The sequence below is a fragment of the Pseudomonas sp. GW460-12-10-14-TSB1 genome (assembly GCF_017349775.1).
Lineage (GTDB): Bacteria > Pseudomonadota > Gammaproteobacteria > Pseudomonadales > Pseudomonadaceae > Aquipseudomonas > Aquipseudomonas piscium.
Map to the genome: position 1 here is coordinate 55774 of NZ_JACNAC010000030.1, position 18168 is coordinate 73941.

An 18168-nucleotide genomic window follows, 5' to 3' on the forward strand; every position below is an offset into this window, starting at 1 on the left:
TTAACCGGATTCGATAAAAGTGTGTCGTTTTTCACACTTTAAGTTCCTGATAGAAAAACTGTCAGATGAAAATTTTTTATTTGAAAGTGCAAACGGACGATTTCGTCCGACGGGTATCTGTCGGCCTTTCAGTGTGGCCGAAGAGCAACTAACTATTTGCCGCGACATTACGCAGCCAGTGACCGCACGGGCTACTGTGGAGCACCTATGAATTATTCAGATCGCGATGCTTTATCAAAGCATGTTTTATCGAAGATGGTCAGTGAGCTGGCGACCACGCGCGCCTTGCTCAATTGCCTGATCAAAGAGTTCGCCTTGCCGGAAAACTGCCTCAGTTACAGCTGGCCGGCACAGATGCAGGGCATTGCGCCCGGCAGTTACCTGGATGGCCTGGAATGGAAGGGCATCCCGCTGACCATCGACCTGCCCAACCAGCAGCAGTTCTTCGTCATGGTCGATCGCCGCGACCACCTGGGCAGCCATCGTTACCTGTCGGACGTGTACGCCCGGCGCGAGGGCGAGACCTGGCGTTGCCTGGCCTTCGCCGAGTTCGTCGAGCAATTGCTCGGCGCCTGCGAACACATGACCCGGGCCAGCAACGACGAGCTGCTGGACCAGGTGCTGCAAAGCCAGCTGCTGACCGCCGCCATCGTCGCCCACAACATGGACGGCCAGGGCCCGGCGCCACTGAGCGGCTACCTGGCCAGCGAGCAGGGCCTGTGGTTTGGCCACCCCAACCACCCGGCGCCCAAGGCCCGGCTGTGGCCGGCGCACCTGGCCCAGGAAACCTACGCCCCGGAGTTCCAGGCCGAGACCGCGCTGCACCTGTTCGAAGTGCCGCGCCAGGGCCTACGGGTGACCGCCAGCGGCCTCAGCGAGGAGCAGGTCATGGCCGGTTTCGCCGACCAGGGCCGGGCGCGCCCGGGGCACGCGATGATCTGCATGCACCCGGTGCAGGCCGAGCTGTTCATGCAGGACCGCCGGGTGCAGCGCCTGCTGGAGCTGGGCGAGGTGGTCGACCACGGGCCGACTGGGCCGCTCGCCAGCCCGACGGCGTCGATGCGCACCTGGTACATCGAGGACCACGACTTTTTCATCAAGGGCTCGCTGAACGTGCGCATCACCAATTGCGTGCGCAAGAACGCCTGGTACGAGCTGGAAAGCACGCTGATCATCGACCAGCTGTTCCAGCGCCTGCAGCGGACCCAGGCCGACACCCTCGGCGGGCTGTCGGCGGTGGCCGAGCCGGGCTCCATGAGCTGGGCTCCGTTGCAGGCCAGCGAAGCCGATGCCCATTGGTTCCGCGAACAGACCGGGGCGATCCTGCGGGAAAACTTCTGCCGCAGCGCCGGCGCCGAGCGCAGCGTGATGGCCGGCACCCTGTTTGCCCGCGACATCCATTCGCGGCCACTGGTGCATGACTTCCTGCAAGGCTTCAACGCCAGCGAACTGGCGGACGAACAGCTGGTGGACTGGTTCGACCAGTACCAGGCGCTGCTGCTGCGCCCGGTGCTGGCGCTGTTCTTCAACCACGGCGTGGTGATGGAGCCGCACCTGCAGAACAGCGTGCTGATCCACGACCAGGGCCAGCCGCAACAGCTGCTGCTGCGGGACTTCGAGGGGGTCAAGCTCACCGACGAACTGGGCATGGCGCAGATCGAGGTCGGCCTGCACCCGCGGGTGCGCCAGTCGTTGCTGTATTCCCGCGAGCAGGGCTGGAGCCGCATTACCTACTGCCTGCTGATCAACAACCTGTCGGAAGCGGTGCTGGCCCTGAGCTGGGAGCGCCCGCACCTGGCGCCGCTGATGTGGCAACGGGTCGAGCAGCAGTTGCGGCGCATCCGTGACGAGCTGGTACGCCCGGCGCCGGAACTGGACGCGCTGATCGCCGGCCAGCCGATCGCCTGCAAGACCAACCTCAAGGTGCGCCTGGCCGCCAAGGCCGACCGTCAGGCCGGCTACGTCAATCTGAGTTCGCCATGGAGCGAGGAGGCCCGTTATGGCTGAGTTGTCCCAGGCGGTCCTGCGCGCCATCGACCAGGCCCGGGCCGGCAGTGCCGACCCGCTGGCGGCCTTTATCTACGATCTGGACGCCTTGCAGGCTCATGTGCGCCAGGTGATGGCAGCGTTGCCGGCCGGGGTCGAGCTGTATTACGCGATCAAGGCCAACAGCGAAGCGCCGGTGCTGGCGGCGCTGGCTCCGCTGGTCAGCGGTTTCGAGATTTCCTCGGGCGGTGAGATCGAGCGGGTGGTGGCCTGTCCGACCCGCAAGCCCTATGTGTTTTCCGGCCCCGGCAAGCTCGATTCCGACCTGCGCGCGGCCCTGGCCCATCAGGTGGAAGCCGTGCACCTGGAAAGCCTCAACGAGATCGAGCGCCTGCAACGCCTGGCCGCGGAAGCCGGGCGGGTGCAAGCGGTATTCATCCGCATCAACCCGCAGTTGCCGCAGAACCAGTCGAGCCGGCTGGCCATGGCCGGCACCGCCACGCCGTTCGGTATCGACGAGGCGGAACTGGCCGAGGCCGTGCAGCGGGTCGACCGGGCCAGCCATCTGTGCCTCAAGGGGTTCCATGTGCATGCCATGTCCCACCAGCAGTCGGTGGAGCGCCATGAGCAGTTGCTGGATTTCTATCTGCAACGCTGGCCGCTGTGGAAGGCCCTGGCGGCGCACCCCGAGCAGCTGACCCACCTGAATGTCGGCGGCGGCATCGGCGTCGATTACCTCAGTGGCCAGCAGTTCGACTGGCAGCGCCTGTGCCGCTACCTGGAACGCCGGCTGGCGGGGCAGGGCGATCAGGCGCCGATCCTGCGCTTCGAGCCTGGGCGTTTTATCAGCGCCTTCTGCGGTTACTACGTGATCGAGGTGCTGGACACCAAGACCAGCCATGGCGAGCACTTCCTGGTGTGCCGTGGCGGCACCCACCAGTTCCGCCTGCCCGCGGCGCAGAGCCATAACCACCCGCTGATTCACCTGCCGCGCACCCCACAGCCGGCGCACACCGCGGAGCAGGCCTGGACCGTGGTCGGTCAGCTGTGCACGCCCAAGGATGTGCTGAGCCGGGCCCAACCGCTCAAGGGCGTCAGCGTCGGCGACCTGCTGGTGCTGCCCATGGCCGGGGCCTATGGCTACAACATTTCCCACGCCGATTTCCTCTGTCACCCACGGCCGGCGCAGCACTTCCTGCGCCAGGGTGAATTGCTCGAAGGAGCCGGTCTGTGAGTTTCAAGGCACCGCGCAGTTGGGTGGTGGTCAACGTGCTGCTTGGCACCATGACTGTCAGCCTCAACAACAGCTCACTGAACCCGGCGCTGCCGGCGTTCATGGAAGCCTTCGCCATCGGCCCGCTGATGGCCACCTGGATAGTTGCGGCCTTCATGACCAGCATGGGCATGACCATGCCGCTCACCAGTTTCCTCAGCCAGCGCCTGGGCCGGCGACGCCTGTACCTGTGGGGCGTGGCGCTGTTCATCGGTGGCTCGCTGCTCGGTGCCTTGGCCGATTCGATTGCCCTGGTGATCACCGCGCGGGTGGTGCAGGGGATCGCCAGCGGGCTGATGATTCCGCTGTCCCTGGCGATCATCTTCTCGGTGTACGCCAAGGACGAGCGCGGTCGGGTCACTGGCCTGTGGGGCGCGGCAGTGATGCTCGCGCCGGCGGTGGGCCCGCTGTGCGGCAGCCTGCTGCTGGAGTGGTTCAGCTGGCGTTCGCTGTTTTTGATGAACGTGCCGATTGGTGCCGTCGCGCTGCTGATGGGCCTTGCGGTACTGCCGGCTGCCGAGCCGGCCGAGCGCAAGCCGTTCGACCTGGCCGGCTACCTGCTGATCGCCACGGGCATCGGCCTGCTGATGATCGCCATCAGCCGCTTGCACCATGCCGCTGGGCTGGTAGATCCACTGAATCTGGGCATGCTGCTGGTGGCGGTGCTGTGCCTGGTGGCCTTTGTCCGCCTGGAGCTGCGCCGCGAGGCGCCGCTGCTCAACCTGCGGATCTTCGCCCTGCGCGGTTATCGCCTGAGCGTGATCATCGCCGTGGTGCAGTCGGTGGGCATGTTCGAGTGCCTGGTGCTGCTGCCGTTGCTGGTGCAGACGGTGCTCGGCTACAGCGCCATCTGGACCGGCCTGGCGCTGCTGTGCACCGCGGTATTCGCCAGCCTGTTCGGGCGCATGGGCGGCAGCGCCCTGGATCGTCACGGGCCGCGGCTGGTGGTGTCGATCGGCCTGCTGCTGACCGGCCTGTCGACTCTGGCCCTGGGCCTGCTCCGGGCCGATGCGGCGATCGGCCTGGTGTTCGTGCTGATGATGCTGCGCGGCGCCGGGCTGGGCCTGTCCTATATGCCGGTGACCACCGCCGGGCTGAATGCCTTGCCCGAGCCGATGGTCACCCAAGGCGCGGCGATGAACAACATCTCGCGGCGCCTGGTGTCGTCCCTGGCGATTGTCATCGCCTCGCTGTGGCTGGAGTTCCGTCTGGTCGACGGCGGCGTGCAGGCCCAGGCGAACATGTCCGGAGCCATTAGTGAAGTGTTCGTGGTCACCGGCCTGCTGATCCTGCTGGCACTGCCCTGTGCCTGGCGTTTTCCCCTTTCCGACGAGACCGCCGAGGCAGTGCCCGGCGCCCTCGAACACCGTTAACCCTTCTTTGCACAAGGTATGAACATGGCGACTGCAATCTCGACAACCTCAAGCCAGCATTCCGGCCCCGGCGCCTGGCTGGCCGCGGTGGATGGGCGTATCGACGAAAAAGTGCAGCAGCGGGTGGTCGGCCAGCTGTTGCAGACCCTGCTGTATGAAGGCGTGCTGCCGTTCGACAGCCAGCCGCTGGAAGGTGGCCAGCGGCGTTTTGTAGTGCTCGGCGTCGATGGCCGGCAGGAGCGGGTGGAATACCACTGCAATGGCCTGCTCAGTGCCAGCTTCGATTTGATCCGCCTCGATTCCGCCAGCCTGGAGCGCCTCGACAGCCGCGGCCAGCGCAGCGTGCCGGACCTGCACCAGGCCCTGGCCGAACTGCTCGGCGACTACCAGGACAGCCCGCACCTGGGGCGCTTCATCCAGGAACTGGAGCAGACCCAGCTCAAGGACCTGCAAGCCCGCAGCCAGGGTTACCAGGCCGAAAAGCCGGCCCACCAGCTGGACGTGGACGCCCTGGAGCAGCACTTCATGGACGCCCACAGCTATCACCCGTGCTACAAGTCGCGCATCGGTTTTTCCCTGGCCGACAACCAGGCCTACGGCCCGGAGTTCGCCACGCCGATCGCCGTGGTCTGGCTGGCGGTGGCGCGCAACCGGGCCTCGCTCAACCATTCGCAAAAACTCGATTTCCCAGCCTTTATCCGGCAGGAGCTGGGCGCCGAGCGCTGGCAACAGGTCGAGCAACAGCTGGCCAGCCAGGGCAGGGCGCTGGACGACTACCAGCTGCTGCCGGTGCACCCGTGGCAGTGGGAAAACCTGATTGTCTCGACCTTCTACCCGGAGCTGCTCAGTGGCGAGCTGATCTACCTCGGCACCTCGGACGACCAGTACAAAGCCCAACAGTCGATCCGCACCCTGGCCAACGCCACGGCCAAGGAGCGGCCCTACGTCAAGCTGGCCATGAGCATGACCAACACTTCCAGCACACGCATCCTGGCCCGGCACACGGTGATGAACGGGCCGATCATCACCGACTGGCTGCAACAGCTGATCGCCAGCGACAGCACCGCGCGCCAGCTGGATTTCGTGATTCTCGGCGAAGTGGCCGGGGTCAGCTTCGACTACCAGCACCTGCCACAATCCCGCGGGCCCCAGGCCTACGGCACCCTGGGGGCGATCTGGCGCGAAAGCATCCACCACTACCTGAAGGCGGACGAGCAGGCCGTGCCGTTCAACGGCCTGAGCCATGTGGAGAACCGCTACGCCAGCGGGCCGCAGCTGCCCTTCATCGACGCCTGGATCCGCCAGTACGGCCTGCAGGCCTGGACCCGCCAACTGTTGCAGGTGACGGTGCCGCCGATCATCCACATGCTCTACGCCGAAGGCATCGGCATGGAGTCCCACGGCCAGAACATCGTGCTGATCGTCAAGCAGGGCTGGCCGCAGCGCATCGCCCTCAAGGACTTCCACGACGGCGTGCGTTACTCGCCGGCGCACCTGGCGCGCCCCGAGCTGTGCCCGGAGCTGGTGCCGCTGCCGGCCAGCCACGCCAAGCTCAACCGCAATTCCTTCATCCTCACCGATGACGTCAACGCGGTGCGCGATTTCTCCTGCGACTGTTTCTTCTTCATCTGCCTGGCGGAGATGGCGATCTTCCTGCGCCAGCACTACCAGCTGGACGAAGGCCAGTTCTGGCAGATGACCGCCGAGGTGATTCTCGACTACCAGAATGCCCATCCCCAGCACCGCGACCGTTTCGGCCTGTTCGACGTGTTCGCGCCGAGCTACGAGGTGGAAGAGCTGACCAAGCGCCGCCTGCTGGGCGACGGCGAGCGGCGCTTCAAGTCGGTGCCCAATCCACTCCATGCCTACAGGCCGCAAGCATGCTGAGAAGCAACCTGCTGAAACGCAAACTGGCGGCCGGGCAGGCGGTGTACGGGCTGATCAGCTCGATCCCGGCGCCGGCGGCCATCGAACTGATCGCCGAGGCCGGGTTCGACTTCGTGATCATCGACATGGAGCACGTGCTGATCAATCCGGAAACCGTCGAGCACATGATCCGCACGGCAGAGGCCTACGAGCTGACGCCGCTGGTGCGGGTCGCCGACCTCAACCCCAAGACCCTGCTGCGCCTGCTCGACGGCGGCGCCCAGGGCATAGTGCTGCCGATGATCGAATCCGCCGAACAGTTGCAGGCGGCGATTGCCGCCTGCAAATACCACCCGCTGGGCCAGCGCAGCCTCAACGCCGGGCGCCCCGGCAGTTTCGGCAAGCACAGCCTGGCGCAGTACGTGGAGCAGGCCAATGAACAGATCATGCTGGTGGCGATGATCGAAAGCGCCGCCGGCGTGCGCAACGCCGCGCAGATCGCCGCGGTGCCGGGCCTGGACATGATCCTCGAAGGCGCGGCCGACCTCTCGCAATCCCTGGGCATGCCCTGGCAGATCGACCAGCCGCAGGTCCAGCAGGCCCTGCTCGATGCCTGGCAGGCGGCGGACCATGCCGGCGTGCCGTACTGCGCCATTCCCCGACAGTCGGGAGACCTGGGCCGCTGGCGCGAGCGCGGAGTCCGGGCCTTTGTCCTCGGCGACGAACGCGGCATTGCCTTTCGTGCTCTCCAGGCCAGGTTGGCCACCCTTTCTCTAGAAGGAAAATAATCCGATGAACTTCACAACCATGGCCGCCGAACTGGTGATGCAGGACCTGATCGATTGCCTGCTGGCCGAAGATTTCTTTGGCCGCGAACCCTTGCCGCTGCTGACGGCCAGCCAATGGCGCCAGGCCCATCCTGAAGCCCCGGCCCTCGAAGCCCCAACCCTTGAAGGCATGGATGCCCGGCAGCGAATCTGGGAATGGTGCTGCGACGCCCAGGAACAGCGCTTTATCAGCATTGCCCTGCGCCCGGGCATCACCCAGCAGTGGGAAAAGGTCCCGGGCACGCAGGTTTTGGCCCGCCAGGAGCAGCGCTGGACCGCGCTGGGCCCGGTGGACTTCATGCGCCGGGTGTTCACCGGCATGGGCCCGCGTTTCCAGGACAACGAAAAGGGCCTGACGCTGTTCCTCGAAGTGCTGCATATCAGCGTCTGGCAGACTGCCCTGTCCCTGGAACACCGGGTCGACCACCAGGGCCTGATGGCCCAGGACGGCGCGACCTTCTTGCGCACCATGGAGCAGTGGGCGTCGCTGCGCGATCGCCCGTACCACCCGCTGGCCAAGGCCAAGCAGGGTTTGCTGCAGGCTGAATACCAGCAGTATCAGGCCGAGTTCGCCCAGCCGGTGGCGCTGAACTGGGTGGCGGTGCACAAGAGCCTGCTGCAATGCGGCGAGGGCGTGGCGGACCTGGAGCAGGTCTACCCGGCGCGCTACCTGTTGCCCGAAGCCTTGCAGGTACGGTTGGCCGGCGAGCTGCGCGAGCGCGGCATCGGCGACAGCCATGTGGCCTTGCCGGTGCACCCGTGGCAGTTCGAGCACGTGTTGCAGGCGCAACTGGGCGATGCCTTCGCCCGTGGCGACTGCCAGCGCCTGGACTTCAGTGAAGCTACGGTGTTCGCCACCTCGTCGCTGCGTTCGATGACCCCCTGTTTCGCCAGCGCCGACTACCTGAAGCTGCCCATGGCCATCTATTCCCTGGGCGCCTCGCGTTACCTGCCGGCGGTGAAGATGATCAACGGCGGCCTCAGCGAGGCCTTGCTGCATCAGGTGCGCCGCCTCGACCCGGTGCTGGAACAGAGCCTGCACCTGTGTGACGAGAGCAAGTGGTGGGCCTTTATGCCGCCCCAGGCGACCCTGTTCGATGAGGCGCCGCGGCACCTGTCGGCGATGGTCCGCGGTTACCCGCAAGCCTTGCTCGACGACCCGGACTGCCGCCTGCTGCCAATGGCCGCCCTGGGCACGCCATTGCCCGGCAGCAACCGGCACTTCTTCGATGAGTGGATGCAGTACCGCCAACTGCCAGTGACTGCGGCTTCGGTGCTGACCCTGTTCAGCGAGCTGTGCCAGCGCTTCTTCGACGTCAACCTGCGGATGTTCCGCCTCGGCATGCTCGGCGAGGTGCACGGGCAGAACGCGGTGCTGGTGTGGAAGGCCGGCCAGGCCCAGGGCCTGCTGCTGCGCGACCACGATTCGCTGCGGATCTTCGTGCCGTGGCTGGAGCGCAATGGCATGGCCGACCCGGAGTACCGGATCAAGAAAGGCCACGCCAACACCCTCTACCACCAGCGTCCCGAGGACCTGCTGTTCTGGCTGCAGACCCTGGCGATCCAGGTCAACGTGCGGGCGATCATCGACACCCTGGCTCAGGTCTACGCCTTGCCGGCGACCGAGTTGTGGAGCGCCTTGCGCCAGGTATTGGACGGGCTGCTGCAGAGCATCGACTTCGACGACGAGGCGCGGGCGATGATCAAGCACCAGCTGTTCGAAGCGCCGCGCTGGCCGCAGAAGCTGCTGCTGACGCCGATGATCGAACGCGCCGGCGGCCCGGGTAGCATGCCGTTCGGCAAGGGCGAAGTGGTCAACCCGTTCCAGCGGCTGGCCGCCGATGCCTGATCCGGTGCTCCATCCTTGCAGGCGCACGCTGTTGCGCCTGTCCCTGGGTTTGCTGGCATTGCCGCAGATCGCCCGCGCCGAACCGCTGCGCCTGGTCACCCTGTTCCAGGGCGCCACCGACAGTGCCGTGGCGCTGGGCGTGACGCCTTGCGGCGTGGTGGAGTCCTCGAGCGAAAAGCCGACCTTCCGTTACCTGCGCCCGGCGCTGGCGAATGTCCCTCATGTTGGCCTGGAAACCCAGCCCAGCCTGGAGGATATCGTGCTGCTGGAGCCGGACGTGATCGTCGCCTCGCGCTTTCGCCACCAGCGCATCGCGCCGCTGCTGGAACGCATGGGCAGAGTGCTGATGCTCGAGGAAGTCTTCGAGTTCAAGCGCACCCTGGCGCTGATGGGCGCGGCCCTGAACCGGCAACAGCAGGCCAGCAGCCTGCTGGGGCAATGGCAGCAGCGGGTGGCGAAACTGCGCGAGCAGTTGCAGGCGAAGATGGGCGGGCGCTGGCCGCTGACGGTATCGGTGCTGGACGTGCGCGAGGACCATATCCGCAGTTTCCTGCCGGGCAGTTTCGCCGGCTCGGTGCTCAGCGAACTGGGCTTCGCCTGGAGCCCGGTCGCCCGTGAAGCCCGGGGCACCTATTTGAAACTCACCAGCAAGGAGAACTTGCCCGTGGTCGATGCCGACCTGTTTTTCGTTTTCCAGCGCGCGGACAGCCCGGCGGTACAGCGCAACTATGAGCAACTGGTGCATTACCCGTTCTGGCAACAGCTGCACGCCGTACAACAGGGCCAGGTGTGGCGGGTCGATGGCATCGCCTGGAGTTTCTCCGGCGGGATCCTCGGGGCCAACCTGATGCTCGATGACATTGCCCGCCTGGTGGCGCCTTCATGACTCGTGGCCTGAAACTCGGCTTGGCGTTTGTCGTCCTGCTGCTTTGCGCCGGCCTGAGCCTGGCGGCCGGGGCGACCTGGATCGAACCCTCGCAGTTGCTCCAGGGCCTGTTGCAGCCGGACAGCCTGAGCGCCGGCCAGCAGTTGATCTTCAACAGTCGCTTGTCGCGCACCCTGATGGCCGTCGCCGTGGGCGCGAGCCTGGCGGTGGCGGGGGCGCTGATGCAGGCGCTGACCCGCAACCCGCTGGCGTCGCCGGGGTTGTTCGGGGTGAACGCCGGGGCGACCTTCGCGATCATCCTCTGCTCGTCGCTGTTTGCCTTGTCGTCCATGAGCCAGTGGCTGTGGTGCGCCTTTATCGGCGCCGCGCTGGCCGGCAGCCTGGTGTGGCTGATCGGCAATCGCGGGCAGGGCAGCCTCAACCCGTTGCGCATCGTCCTGGCGGGGGCGGCGATCACCGCGTTGTTTTCCGCCTTCAGCCAGGCGTTGCTGGTGGTCAACGAGGAGGGGTTGGACACCGTGCTGTTCTGGCTCGCCGGGTCGTTGTCCGAGCGTGACCTGGCGCTGGCCGCGCCGCTGCTGGTGGGTGTCTTGCTGACCCTGCTGGGATCCTTGCTGCTGGCCGGGCAGGTCAATGTGCTCAACGCCGGCGAAGCCATCGCCATCGGCCTCGGGCAGCGCACCGGCTTGATCCGCTGGCTGATGAGCGTGCTGATCATCTGCCTGGCGGGCAGTGCGGTGGCGCTGGCGGGCAGCATCGGTTTCATTGGCCTGCTGGTGCCGCACATGGTGCGCAAGAGCCTGTCCATCGACCACCGCTGGTTGCTGCCGGGTTGTGCGGTGCTGGGGGCGATCCTCCTGCTGCTGGCCGACACCCTGGGACGCCTGGTGATCCTGCCGCAGGAGGTGCCGGTGGGGGTGATGACCGCCTTGTTCGGCGCGCCGTTCTTTATTTTCCTGGCGCGCCGTGGAGGTCGTTATGAGTAATACCCTGACCCTGCGCACCGCCGGCTTCTCGCGGCGCATCGACCTGGCGACCCTGTGGCGGCTGTTGCTGGCGCTGCTGGTGACGGCGCTGGTGATGCTCGGTGCCTTGTCCCTGGGCAAGCTCAAGCTGTCGCCGCTGACCGTGCTGGAGTTGCTGTGGCACGGCGGCGACGAGCGCCTGCTGTTTATCGTCGAACAACTGCGCCTGCCGCGCCTGCTGTTGGCGGCCCTGGTCGGCGCGGCGCTGGCGGTGTCCGGCCTGATTTTGCAGAGCATCATCCGCAATCCGCTGGCGTCCCCCGATCTGCTGGGTATCACCAGTGGCGCCAGTGCCGCGGCGGTGCTGTACCTGTCGTTCTTTTCCCTGCTGCTGGGCCCGCAGTTCTTGCCACTGGCGGCGATGCTCGGCGCTGGATTGGCGGCCCTGGCCATTTACCTGCTGGCCTGGAAGCAGGGCACCTCGCCGCTGCGCCTGGTGCTGATCGGCGTCGGCGTGTCGGCGCTGCTGGCGGCGGTGACCACCTTTGTCCTGGTGTTCAGCCCGCTGACCACCACCTTGTCGGCCTATGTCTGGCTCACCGGCAGCGTCTATGGCGCCAGCTGGCCGGAGCCGCGGGCCCTGGGCGGCTGGCTGCTGGCGATCCTGCCGTTGCTGGTGTGGCTGGCGCGCCAGGTGCGGGTGCAACAACTGGACGATGCCTTGGCCCAGGGCATCGGTGTGCGGGTACAGTGGCTGCGCGCCGGCCTGCTCTTGGTGAGCGTGGCCCTGGCCGGGGCGGCGGTGGCCTGGGGCGGGGCGATTGCCTTTGTCGGGTTGATCGCGCCGCATATCGCCAAGCGCCTGGTGGCCCCGGGGTTTGCCGGGCAGGCGGTGATGGCGGCGCTGGTCGGCGCCAACCTGGTGATGCTGGCCGACCTGATCGGGCGCACCCTGTTCCTGCCCCTGGATCTGCCGGCGGGGATCTTTGTCGCGGTGCTGGGCACGCCGTTCTTTCTTTATCTTTTGATCAACCAGCGGCACTAAGGAATTCCCGATGTCCTCGATGGCAACCCAGCAACTGACCCTGGGCTATCAGCGCCAGGTGATTATCGACGGGCTGGACCTGCAACTGCCGGCGGGCCAGGTGTCGGTGCTGATCGGCAGCAATGGCTGCGGCAAGAGCACCCTGCTCAAATCCCTGGCACGGCTGCTCAAGCCGCAGCAGGGCTCGGTGATCCTCAATGGTGAGGATATCCAGTGCAAATCCACCGCGGCGGTGGCGCGGGAACTGGCGATCCTGCCGCAGATGCCCAGCGCCCCCGAAGGCATCACCGTGCGCCAGCTGGTGGCCCTGGGGCGTTATCCCTACCAGAACTGGATGCAGCAATGGTCGGCCCAGGATGAGGCCATGGTCGAGCGCGCACTGCTGCAGACCGGGGTGCAGGCCCTGGCGGAGCGGCCGGTGGATGCCTTGTCCGGCGGCCAGCGCCAGCGGGTGTGGATCGCCATGACCCTGGCCCAGGACACCGAGATCGTGCTGCTCGACGAGCCCACCACCTTTCTCGACCTGGCGCACCAGATCGAGGTGCTGGACCTTTTGCGCGAGCTCAATCGCCAGGAGAACAAGACCATTGTCATGGTCCTGCACGACCTCAACCTGGCCTGCCGCTACGCCGACCATATGGTGGCGGTGCACCAACGCACCGCGTTCGCCCAGGGCCGGCCGGCCGAGATCCTCACCGAGGAATTGGTCAAGCAGGTGTTCGACCTCAATTGCCGGATCATCCCCGATCCATTTTTCGGCACGCCGCTGTGCATTCCCTTTGGCCGGGAACTGCCGCAATGAACCTGCAAGCCGCCTTCAACCCGGCAGACTGGAGCGTGCTGAGCGGAGCGCTGCGGCTGAAACCCATGGCCCAGCGCGACCGGCAGCGCTCCCTCAGTGCCCGGGCCTTGCTCGACGATGAAACCTGCATCGCGCTGCTCGACCAGTTGGGGCCAGTGATAGGTTCGCCGACCCGAGGGATCACCGCCTCGCTGCTGGCCAAGCGCTTTTCCTTCCTCGCCACCGGCGCCTGCCTGTACGCCATGTCGGTGTGCGACCAGGGCCTGCTGCTGTCCCTGGACGATTGCGTGATCGAGTACGGCCACGACGACGGGCTCTGGACTTCCTCGATGCCGATGCCGGACCGGGCTCCCCAGGTTTATGCCGCGGGCGAACGCGAAGCCTGGCGCGCCTCCATTGTCGAGTCGCTATTCGCCGGACTGCTGGCACCGCTGTGGCAGACCTTCAACCGGGTCAGCGGCATTTCCCGGCGCATCCTCTGGGAAAACACCGCGGTGCGGGTCTATTCGCTGTACGAAAAACGCATGAGCAAGGTCGAGGACCCGCTGATCCGCCTGCGCCACGAAGCTGACTTCGACTGGCTGCTGCACGAGGCCGCGCCGCAGCTGTTCGGCCTGGACTACAACCCGCTGCGGCACTTCCGCCGGCCGCCGACGCAGTTGGAAGAGGGCAAGAGCATCCGCTTTCGCCGGACCTGCTGCTTCTATTACGAGGCCACCGAGCCCGCCGAATACTGCTCCACCTGCCCGCTGCTGCGCCCGAGGAAATGCCGATGATCGCTCCGCGCCAACCACCCACCAGCGCTGCCTTGCTCGGGCATTACCGTGGCATCGCGCCTTCGACCATTGGCCACTTTGGCGACGAGGGTTACCTGCGCGGCATCCGTCCGCTGTTCGACGGGCTGCGGATGCTCGGCAATGTAGTGACGGTCAAGGTCTTCGCCCCGGATGGCGCCATCCTGCGCGACGCGCTGTTGCTCAGCGAACCGGGGGACGTGCTGGTGATCCAGTGTGTGGGCGATCAGGAGTGCGCCTGCTGGGGCGAGCTGCGCACCCTGGCCGGGCTGATCAAGGGCCTGGCCGGGGTGGTGGTGGAGGGCGCGGTCACCGATGTCGCCGCCTTGCGCGAGCATCGCCTGCCGGTGTTCAGCCGTGGCGTCAGCGCCTACACCACCCGGGGGATCGGCGAGCAAGGGGAGGTCAACCAACCGATCGAGGTGGCCGGGGTGCGGGTCAATCCGGGGGATATCGCCATTGGTGACGACGACGGCGTGTTCATTCTCGGCGGGCAGCGGGCTGAGGCGTTGTTGCCGCAGTTGTTGGCCAAGGAGGAGCTGGATCGCGAGCGGCGCGCGGCGTTCTTGCAGCGCCTGGCTTCTATCGGCTGAGTGGTGGATTTGCACTTTTATAAGGCGTCGCCGACCCGGTCTTGCACCAGGCTAAGGCGATTCAGGGCCCCGGGCAGGGTATCCGGGAGCCTTGCAGAATTACCGCGCAAGCCTGCCAGCACGGCGTTTCAAGGCGTGCAACGCAGCCTGGCACAAAGGCTGCAAGACAGCCGATAACGCCCCACCGCGCATGTCGCGGGCGGGCCGCCCCGTCGGTCAACGCAGATCGATTGGCCAACAGGCCACGGGCACTCGGTGAGTCTGGCACAGCAGCCCGATCGCACACCGCAAATAACAGGCAAAGGCGCCTGGAACCGTGAGGTTTCAGGCGCTTTTTTTTGCTTTAAAAAACCGTGATTGGCTTGGGTCGGGTGCTATTTATGAATGCCATTGTTGCCCCTTTGAACACACACAAAACCCTGATCGTGATCGGCAACGGCATGGTCGGGCATCATTGCGTCGAACAGCTGGTGGCGCGCGGCGCCCTCGAGCAGTACCGCCTGCATGTCTTCAGCGAAGAACCGATGCGCGCCTACGATCGGGTGCACCTGTCCGAGTATTTCACCGGTCGCGACGCCGAATCCCTGGCCCTGGGCGATGCCGCGTTGTACCAGATGCCGGGCCTGACCCTGCACCTGGGGGTGGCGGTACTGGGCATCGACCGCGCCAACCGCCAGGTGCTCACCGCCACCGGCCCGGTGCACTACGACAAGCTGGTGCTGGCCACCGGTTCCTATCCCTTCGTGCCGCCGATCGAGGGTGCCGAGGGCGATTCGCGCCTGGTCTATCGCACCCTGGAAGACCTCGACGGCATCCGCGCCGCGGCCGCCAATGCCCGGCGTGGCGTGGTGGTGGGCGGCGGGCTGCTCGGCCTGGAGGCGGCCAACGCCTTGAAGAGCCTGGGCCTGGAAGCCCATGTGGTGGAGTTCGCCCCGCGGCTGATGCCGGTGCAGCTGGACGAGCAGGGCGGTCGCGCATTGAAGGCGCGGATCGAAGCCCTGGGTGTCGGCGTGCATCTGGGCAAGGGCACCCAGTCGATCAGCGCTGGCGAGCAGTACCGCTACCGGATGAACTTCGCCGGCGACGACTTCCTCGAAACCGACTTGATCGTATTCTCCGCCGGGATTCGCGCCCAGGACGCCCTGGCCCGTGACTGCGAGCTGGAGATCGGCCCGCGCGGCGGCGTGGTGGTGGACAACCAGTGCCTGAGTGGCGACCCACACATCTACGCGATCGGCGAGTGCGCCAGCTGGAACGGCAGCATCTTCGGCCTGGTGGCCCCGGGTTACCAGATGGCCCGCAGCGTCGCCGCCCAGCTGTGCGGCGAGCCTGGCGAGCCTTTCATGGGCGCGGACATGTCGACCAAGCTCAAGCTGCTGGGGGTGGATGTCGGCTCCATCGGCGACGCCCAGGGCCTGACCCCGGGCGCGCGCAGCTACCAGTTCATCGACGAAGCCACGGCCAGCTACCGACGCCTGGTGGTGGATGCCAGCGGCAAGCAGGTGCTCGGCGCGGTGCTGGTGGGCGACAACAGCTACTACGACACCCTGCTGCAATACATGCAGAACGGCATCGCCTTGCCCGCCGAACCGGCCGGCCTGATCCTGCCGTCCAGCACCGGCGCGCCGACCCTCGGCCCGGGCGCCTTGCCCGAGTCGGCCACGGTCTGTTCCTGCCATAACGTGACCAAGGGCGCGATCTGCTCGGCCATCGACGGCGGCTGCTCCGAGCTCGGCCAGCTCAAGGTGCAGACCAAGGCTTGCACCGGCTGCGGCGGCTGCGCCGGCCTGCTCAAGCAGGTGTTCGAGCATGAGCTGATCGCCCGCGGCGTCAGCGTCGACAAGAGCCTGTGCGAGCACTTCGCCTACACCCGCCAGGAGCTGTACGCGCTGGTGCGGGTTGAGGGGATCCTCAGTTTCGACGAGATGCTCGCCAAGCATGGCCGCGGCCATGTCGGCTGCGATATCTGCAAGCCGGCGGTGGGTTCTATCCTCGCCTCGTGCTGGAACCAGCCCATCATGGAGCGCTCCCTGGTGCCACTGCAGGACACCAACGACACCTTCATGGCCAACATGCAGAAGAACGGCACCTACTCGGTGGTGCCGCGGATCGCCGGTGGTGAAATCACTGCCGACAAGCTGATCGTGATCGGCCAGGTGGCGAAGAAATACGACCTCTACACCAAGATCACCGGCGGCCAGCGCATCGACCTGTTCGGCGCCCAGCTGCATCAGCTGCCGGATATCTGGGCCGAGCTGATCGCCGCCGGTTTCGAGACCGGGCATGCCTACGGCAAGTCGACCCGTACCGTGAAGTCCTGCGTGGGCAGCACCTGGTGCCGCTACGGCGTGCAGGACAGTGTGCGCATGGCCCTGGAGATCGAGGATCGCTACAAGGGCTTGCGCTCGCCGCACAAACTGAAGTTCGCGGTGTCCGGCTGCACCCGCGAATGCGCCGAGGCGCAGAGCAAGGACGTTGGTGTGATCGCCACCGAGAAGGGCTGGAACCTGTACGTCTGCGGCAACGGCGGCATGCGTCCGCGCCATGCCGAGCTGTTCGCCACCGATCTCGACGACCAGACCCTGATTCGCTACATCGACCGCTTCCTGATGTTCTACATCCGCACCGCCGACCGCCTGCAACGCACCTCGGTCTGGCGCGAAAGCCTGGAAGGCGGCCTGGACTACCTCAAGGCGGTGGTGATCGACGACAGCCTGGGGCTGGGCGCCGAGCTGGAAGCGCAGATGCAGCTGGTGGTAGACCGCTACGAATGCGAATGGGCCAACGCCCTCAAGGACCCGGAAAAACTCAAGCGCTTCCGCACCTTCGTCAACGACCAGCGCCCGGACCCGGACATTCACTTTGTCCAGGAACGCGGCCAGCGCCGGCCGATCATGGCCGCCGAACTCAACCTGATCCCTGTCACCGAGGAGGTGCTCTGATGAGCCTGTCGCCAAACCTGCAACCTATCGAAAGCGGATTCGCCGAGCAGCCCGGCGTGCAGTGGCAGGCGGTGTGCAGCCGCCAGGACCTGGTCAGCCACAGCGGCGTGGTGGTCTGGTACGACGGCGCCCAAGTGGCGCTGATCTACCTGCCGGATGCCGCGCAGCAGACCCTCTACGCCATCGACAACCATGACCCGCAGTCCGGCGCCAACGTCATCGGCCGCGGCCTGGTGGGCTGCATCAAGGACGAACTGGTGATCGCCTCGCCCTTGTACAAGCAGCACTTCCGCCTGGCCGACGGCACCTGCCTGGAATACCCCGAGCAACGCCTGCGGACATGGCCGGCGCGGCTGCGCGGCGATGTGGTGGAAATCGGCGTGCAGTAAGCCGCCCATCCTTTCTTCAATCCAGATCCATGCCTGACTCCGCGCCTCGTGGCGCGGGGCCGGAACCCCTGTTGCTCAAGGTATCGGAGACGCCCATGAAAACCGCTGCTCAGTTGCTCAAGTTGAAGGCCGTGGAAAACCGCCAGGTGCACAGCATCGGCCCGGACCAGATGGTGCTCGAAGCACTGCAGATAATGGCGCAGAAAAATGTCGGAGCGCTGCCGGTGATGGAAGCCGGCCAGGTGGTCGGCGTCATCAGCGAACGCGACTATGCGCGCAAGGTAGTGCTGCAAGGCCGCTCATCGGTAGGCACCCCGGTCCGCGCCATCATGAGCGCACCGGTGGTCACCGCCGACAGCCAGCACAGCATCGAACGCTGCATGGCCGTGATGACCGACAGCCACCTGCGACACCTGCCGGTATTGGAAGGCCAGCAACTGATTGGCTTGCTGTCGATTGGCGATCTGGTGAAAGAGGCGATTGTCGAACAGGCGGATCTGATTCGGCAGCTGGAGCACTATATTCGCGGGCATTGAGGGGAGAGGGCGGGTGAGTGAGATTGCCGGGTTGTTGCCGCA

15 protein-coding genes are annotated in these 18168 nt (G+C 66.0%); all 15 read left to right on the plus strand.

What is annotated here, in order from left to right; genetic code table 11:
- Positions 1–207 precede the first annotated feature (207 nt).
- On the plus strand, positions 208–2007 hold the full coding sequence (locus tag J4D52_RS18150; protein WP_102677288.1) for an IucA/IucC family siderophore biosynthesis protein: 1800 nt from the start codon (positions 208–210) through the stop codon (positions 2005–2007).
- Complete coding sequence (locus J4D52_RS18155; protein WP_102677289.1) at positions 2000–3220, plus strand: type III PLP-dependent enzyme; 1221 nt, start codon at positions 2000–2002, stop codon at positions 3218–3220. Before J4D52_RS18150 ends, J4D52_RS18155 begins: the two co-directional genes overlap by 8 nt.
- Entirely contained in the window at positions 3217–4632 is a 1416-nt protein-coding gene (locus J4D52_RS18160; protein WP_102677290.1) for a DHA2 family efflux MFS transporter permease subunit, read from the plus strand. Before J4D52_RS18155 ends, J4D52_RS18160 begins: the two co-directional genes overlap by 4 nt.
- A gap of 18 nt (positions 4633–4650) precedes the next feature.
- A complete protein-coding gene (locus J4D52_RS18165) occupies positions 4651–6519 on the plus strand; it encodes an IucA/IucC family siderophore biosynthesis protein (protein WP_173678555.1) in 1869 nt (622 codons plus the stop codon).
- Complete coding sequence (locus tag J4D52_RS18170) at positions 6513–7286, plus strand: HpcH/HpaI aldolase/citrate lyase family protein (protein ID WP_102677291.1); 774 nt, start codon at positions 6513–6515, stop codon at positions 7284–7286. The genes J4D52_RS18165 and J4D52_RS18170 overlap by 7 nt, the downstream gene beginning before the upstream one ends.
- A gap of 4 nt (positions 7287–7290) precedes the next feature.
- Positions 7291–9174 (plus strand): IucA/IucC family siderophore biosynthesis protein, encoded by a 1884-nt coding sequence (locus tag J4D52_RS18175; protein ID WP_102677292.1) that lies wholly within the window; start codon positions 7291–7293, stop codon positions 9172–9174.
- Positions 9167–10060, plus strand: coding sequence for an ABC transporter substrate-binding protein (locus J4D52_RS18180; RefSeq protein ID WP_102677293.1), 894 nt, complete (start codon positions 9167–9169; stop codon positions 10058–10060). The genes J4D52_RS18175 and J4D52_RS18180 overlap by 8 nt, the downstream gene beginning before the upstream one ends.
- Positions 10057–11046, plus strand: a complete 990-nt coding sequence (locus J4D52_RS18185; protein ID WP_102677294.1) for an iron ABC transporter permease — start codon at positions 10057–10059, stop codon at positions 11044–11046. Before J4D52_RS18180 ends, J4D52_RS18185 begins: the two co-directional genes overlap by 4 nt.
- A complete protein-coding gene (locus J4D52_RS18190; RefSeq protein WP_102677295.1) occupies positions 11039–12070 on the plus strand; it encodes an iron chelate uptake ABC transporter family permease subunit in 1032 nt (343 codons plus the stop codon). The genes J4D52_RS18185 and J4D52_RS18190 overlap by 8 nt, the downstream gene beginning before the upstream one ends.
- A 10-nt stretch (positions 12071–12080) precedes the next feature.
- A complete protein-coding gene (locus tag J4D52_RS18195) occupies positions 12081–12872 on the plus strand; it encodes an ABC transporter ATP-binding protein (protein WP_102677296.1) in 792 nt (263 codons plus the stop codon).
- The gene (locus J4D52_RS18200; protein WP_102677297.1) at positions 12869–13648 is read left to right on the plus strand and encodes an IucA/IucC family C-terminal-domain containing protein; all 780 of its coding nucleotides are present in this window, start codon (positions 12869–12871) and stop codon (positions 13646–13648) included. Before J4D52_RS18195 ends, J4D52_RS18200 begins: the two co-directional genes overlap by 4 nt.
- On the plus strand, positions 13645–14259 hold the full coding sequence (locus J4D52_RS18205) for an RraA family protein (protein ID WP_036998220.1): 615 nt from the start codon (positions 13645–13647) through the stop codon (positions 14257–14259). Before J4D52_RS18200 ends, J4D52_RS18205 begins: the two co-directional genes overlap by 4 nt.
- Before the next feature lie 380 nt (positions 14260–14639).
- Positions 14640–17201 (plus strand): nitrite reductase large subunit NirB, encoded by a 2562-nt coding sequence (gene nirB / locus J4D52_RS18210; RefSeq protein ID WP_102677298.1) that lies wholly within the window; start codon positions 14640–14642, stop codon positions 17199–17201.
- The gene (nirD, locus tag J4D52_RS18215; RefSeq protein WP_102677299.1) at positions 17201–17590 is read left to right on the plus strand and encodes a nitrite reductase small subunit NirD; all 390 of its coding nucleotides are present in this window, start codon (positions 17201–17203) and stop codon (positions 17588–17590) included. Before nirB ends, nirD begins: the two co-directional genes overlap by 1 nt.
- A gap of 95 nt (positions 17591–17685) precedes the next feature.
- Positions 17686–18126 carry a CBS domain-containing protein gene (locus tag J4D52_RS18220; protein WP_025808818.1) on the plus strand — a complete coding sequence of 147 codons (441 nt, stop codon included), beginning with the start codon at positions 17686–17688 and terminating at the stop codon, positions 18124–18126.
- The last annotated feature ends 42 nt before the right edge of the window (positions 18127–18168 follow it).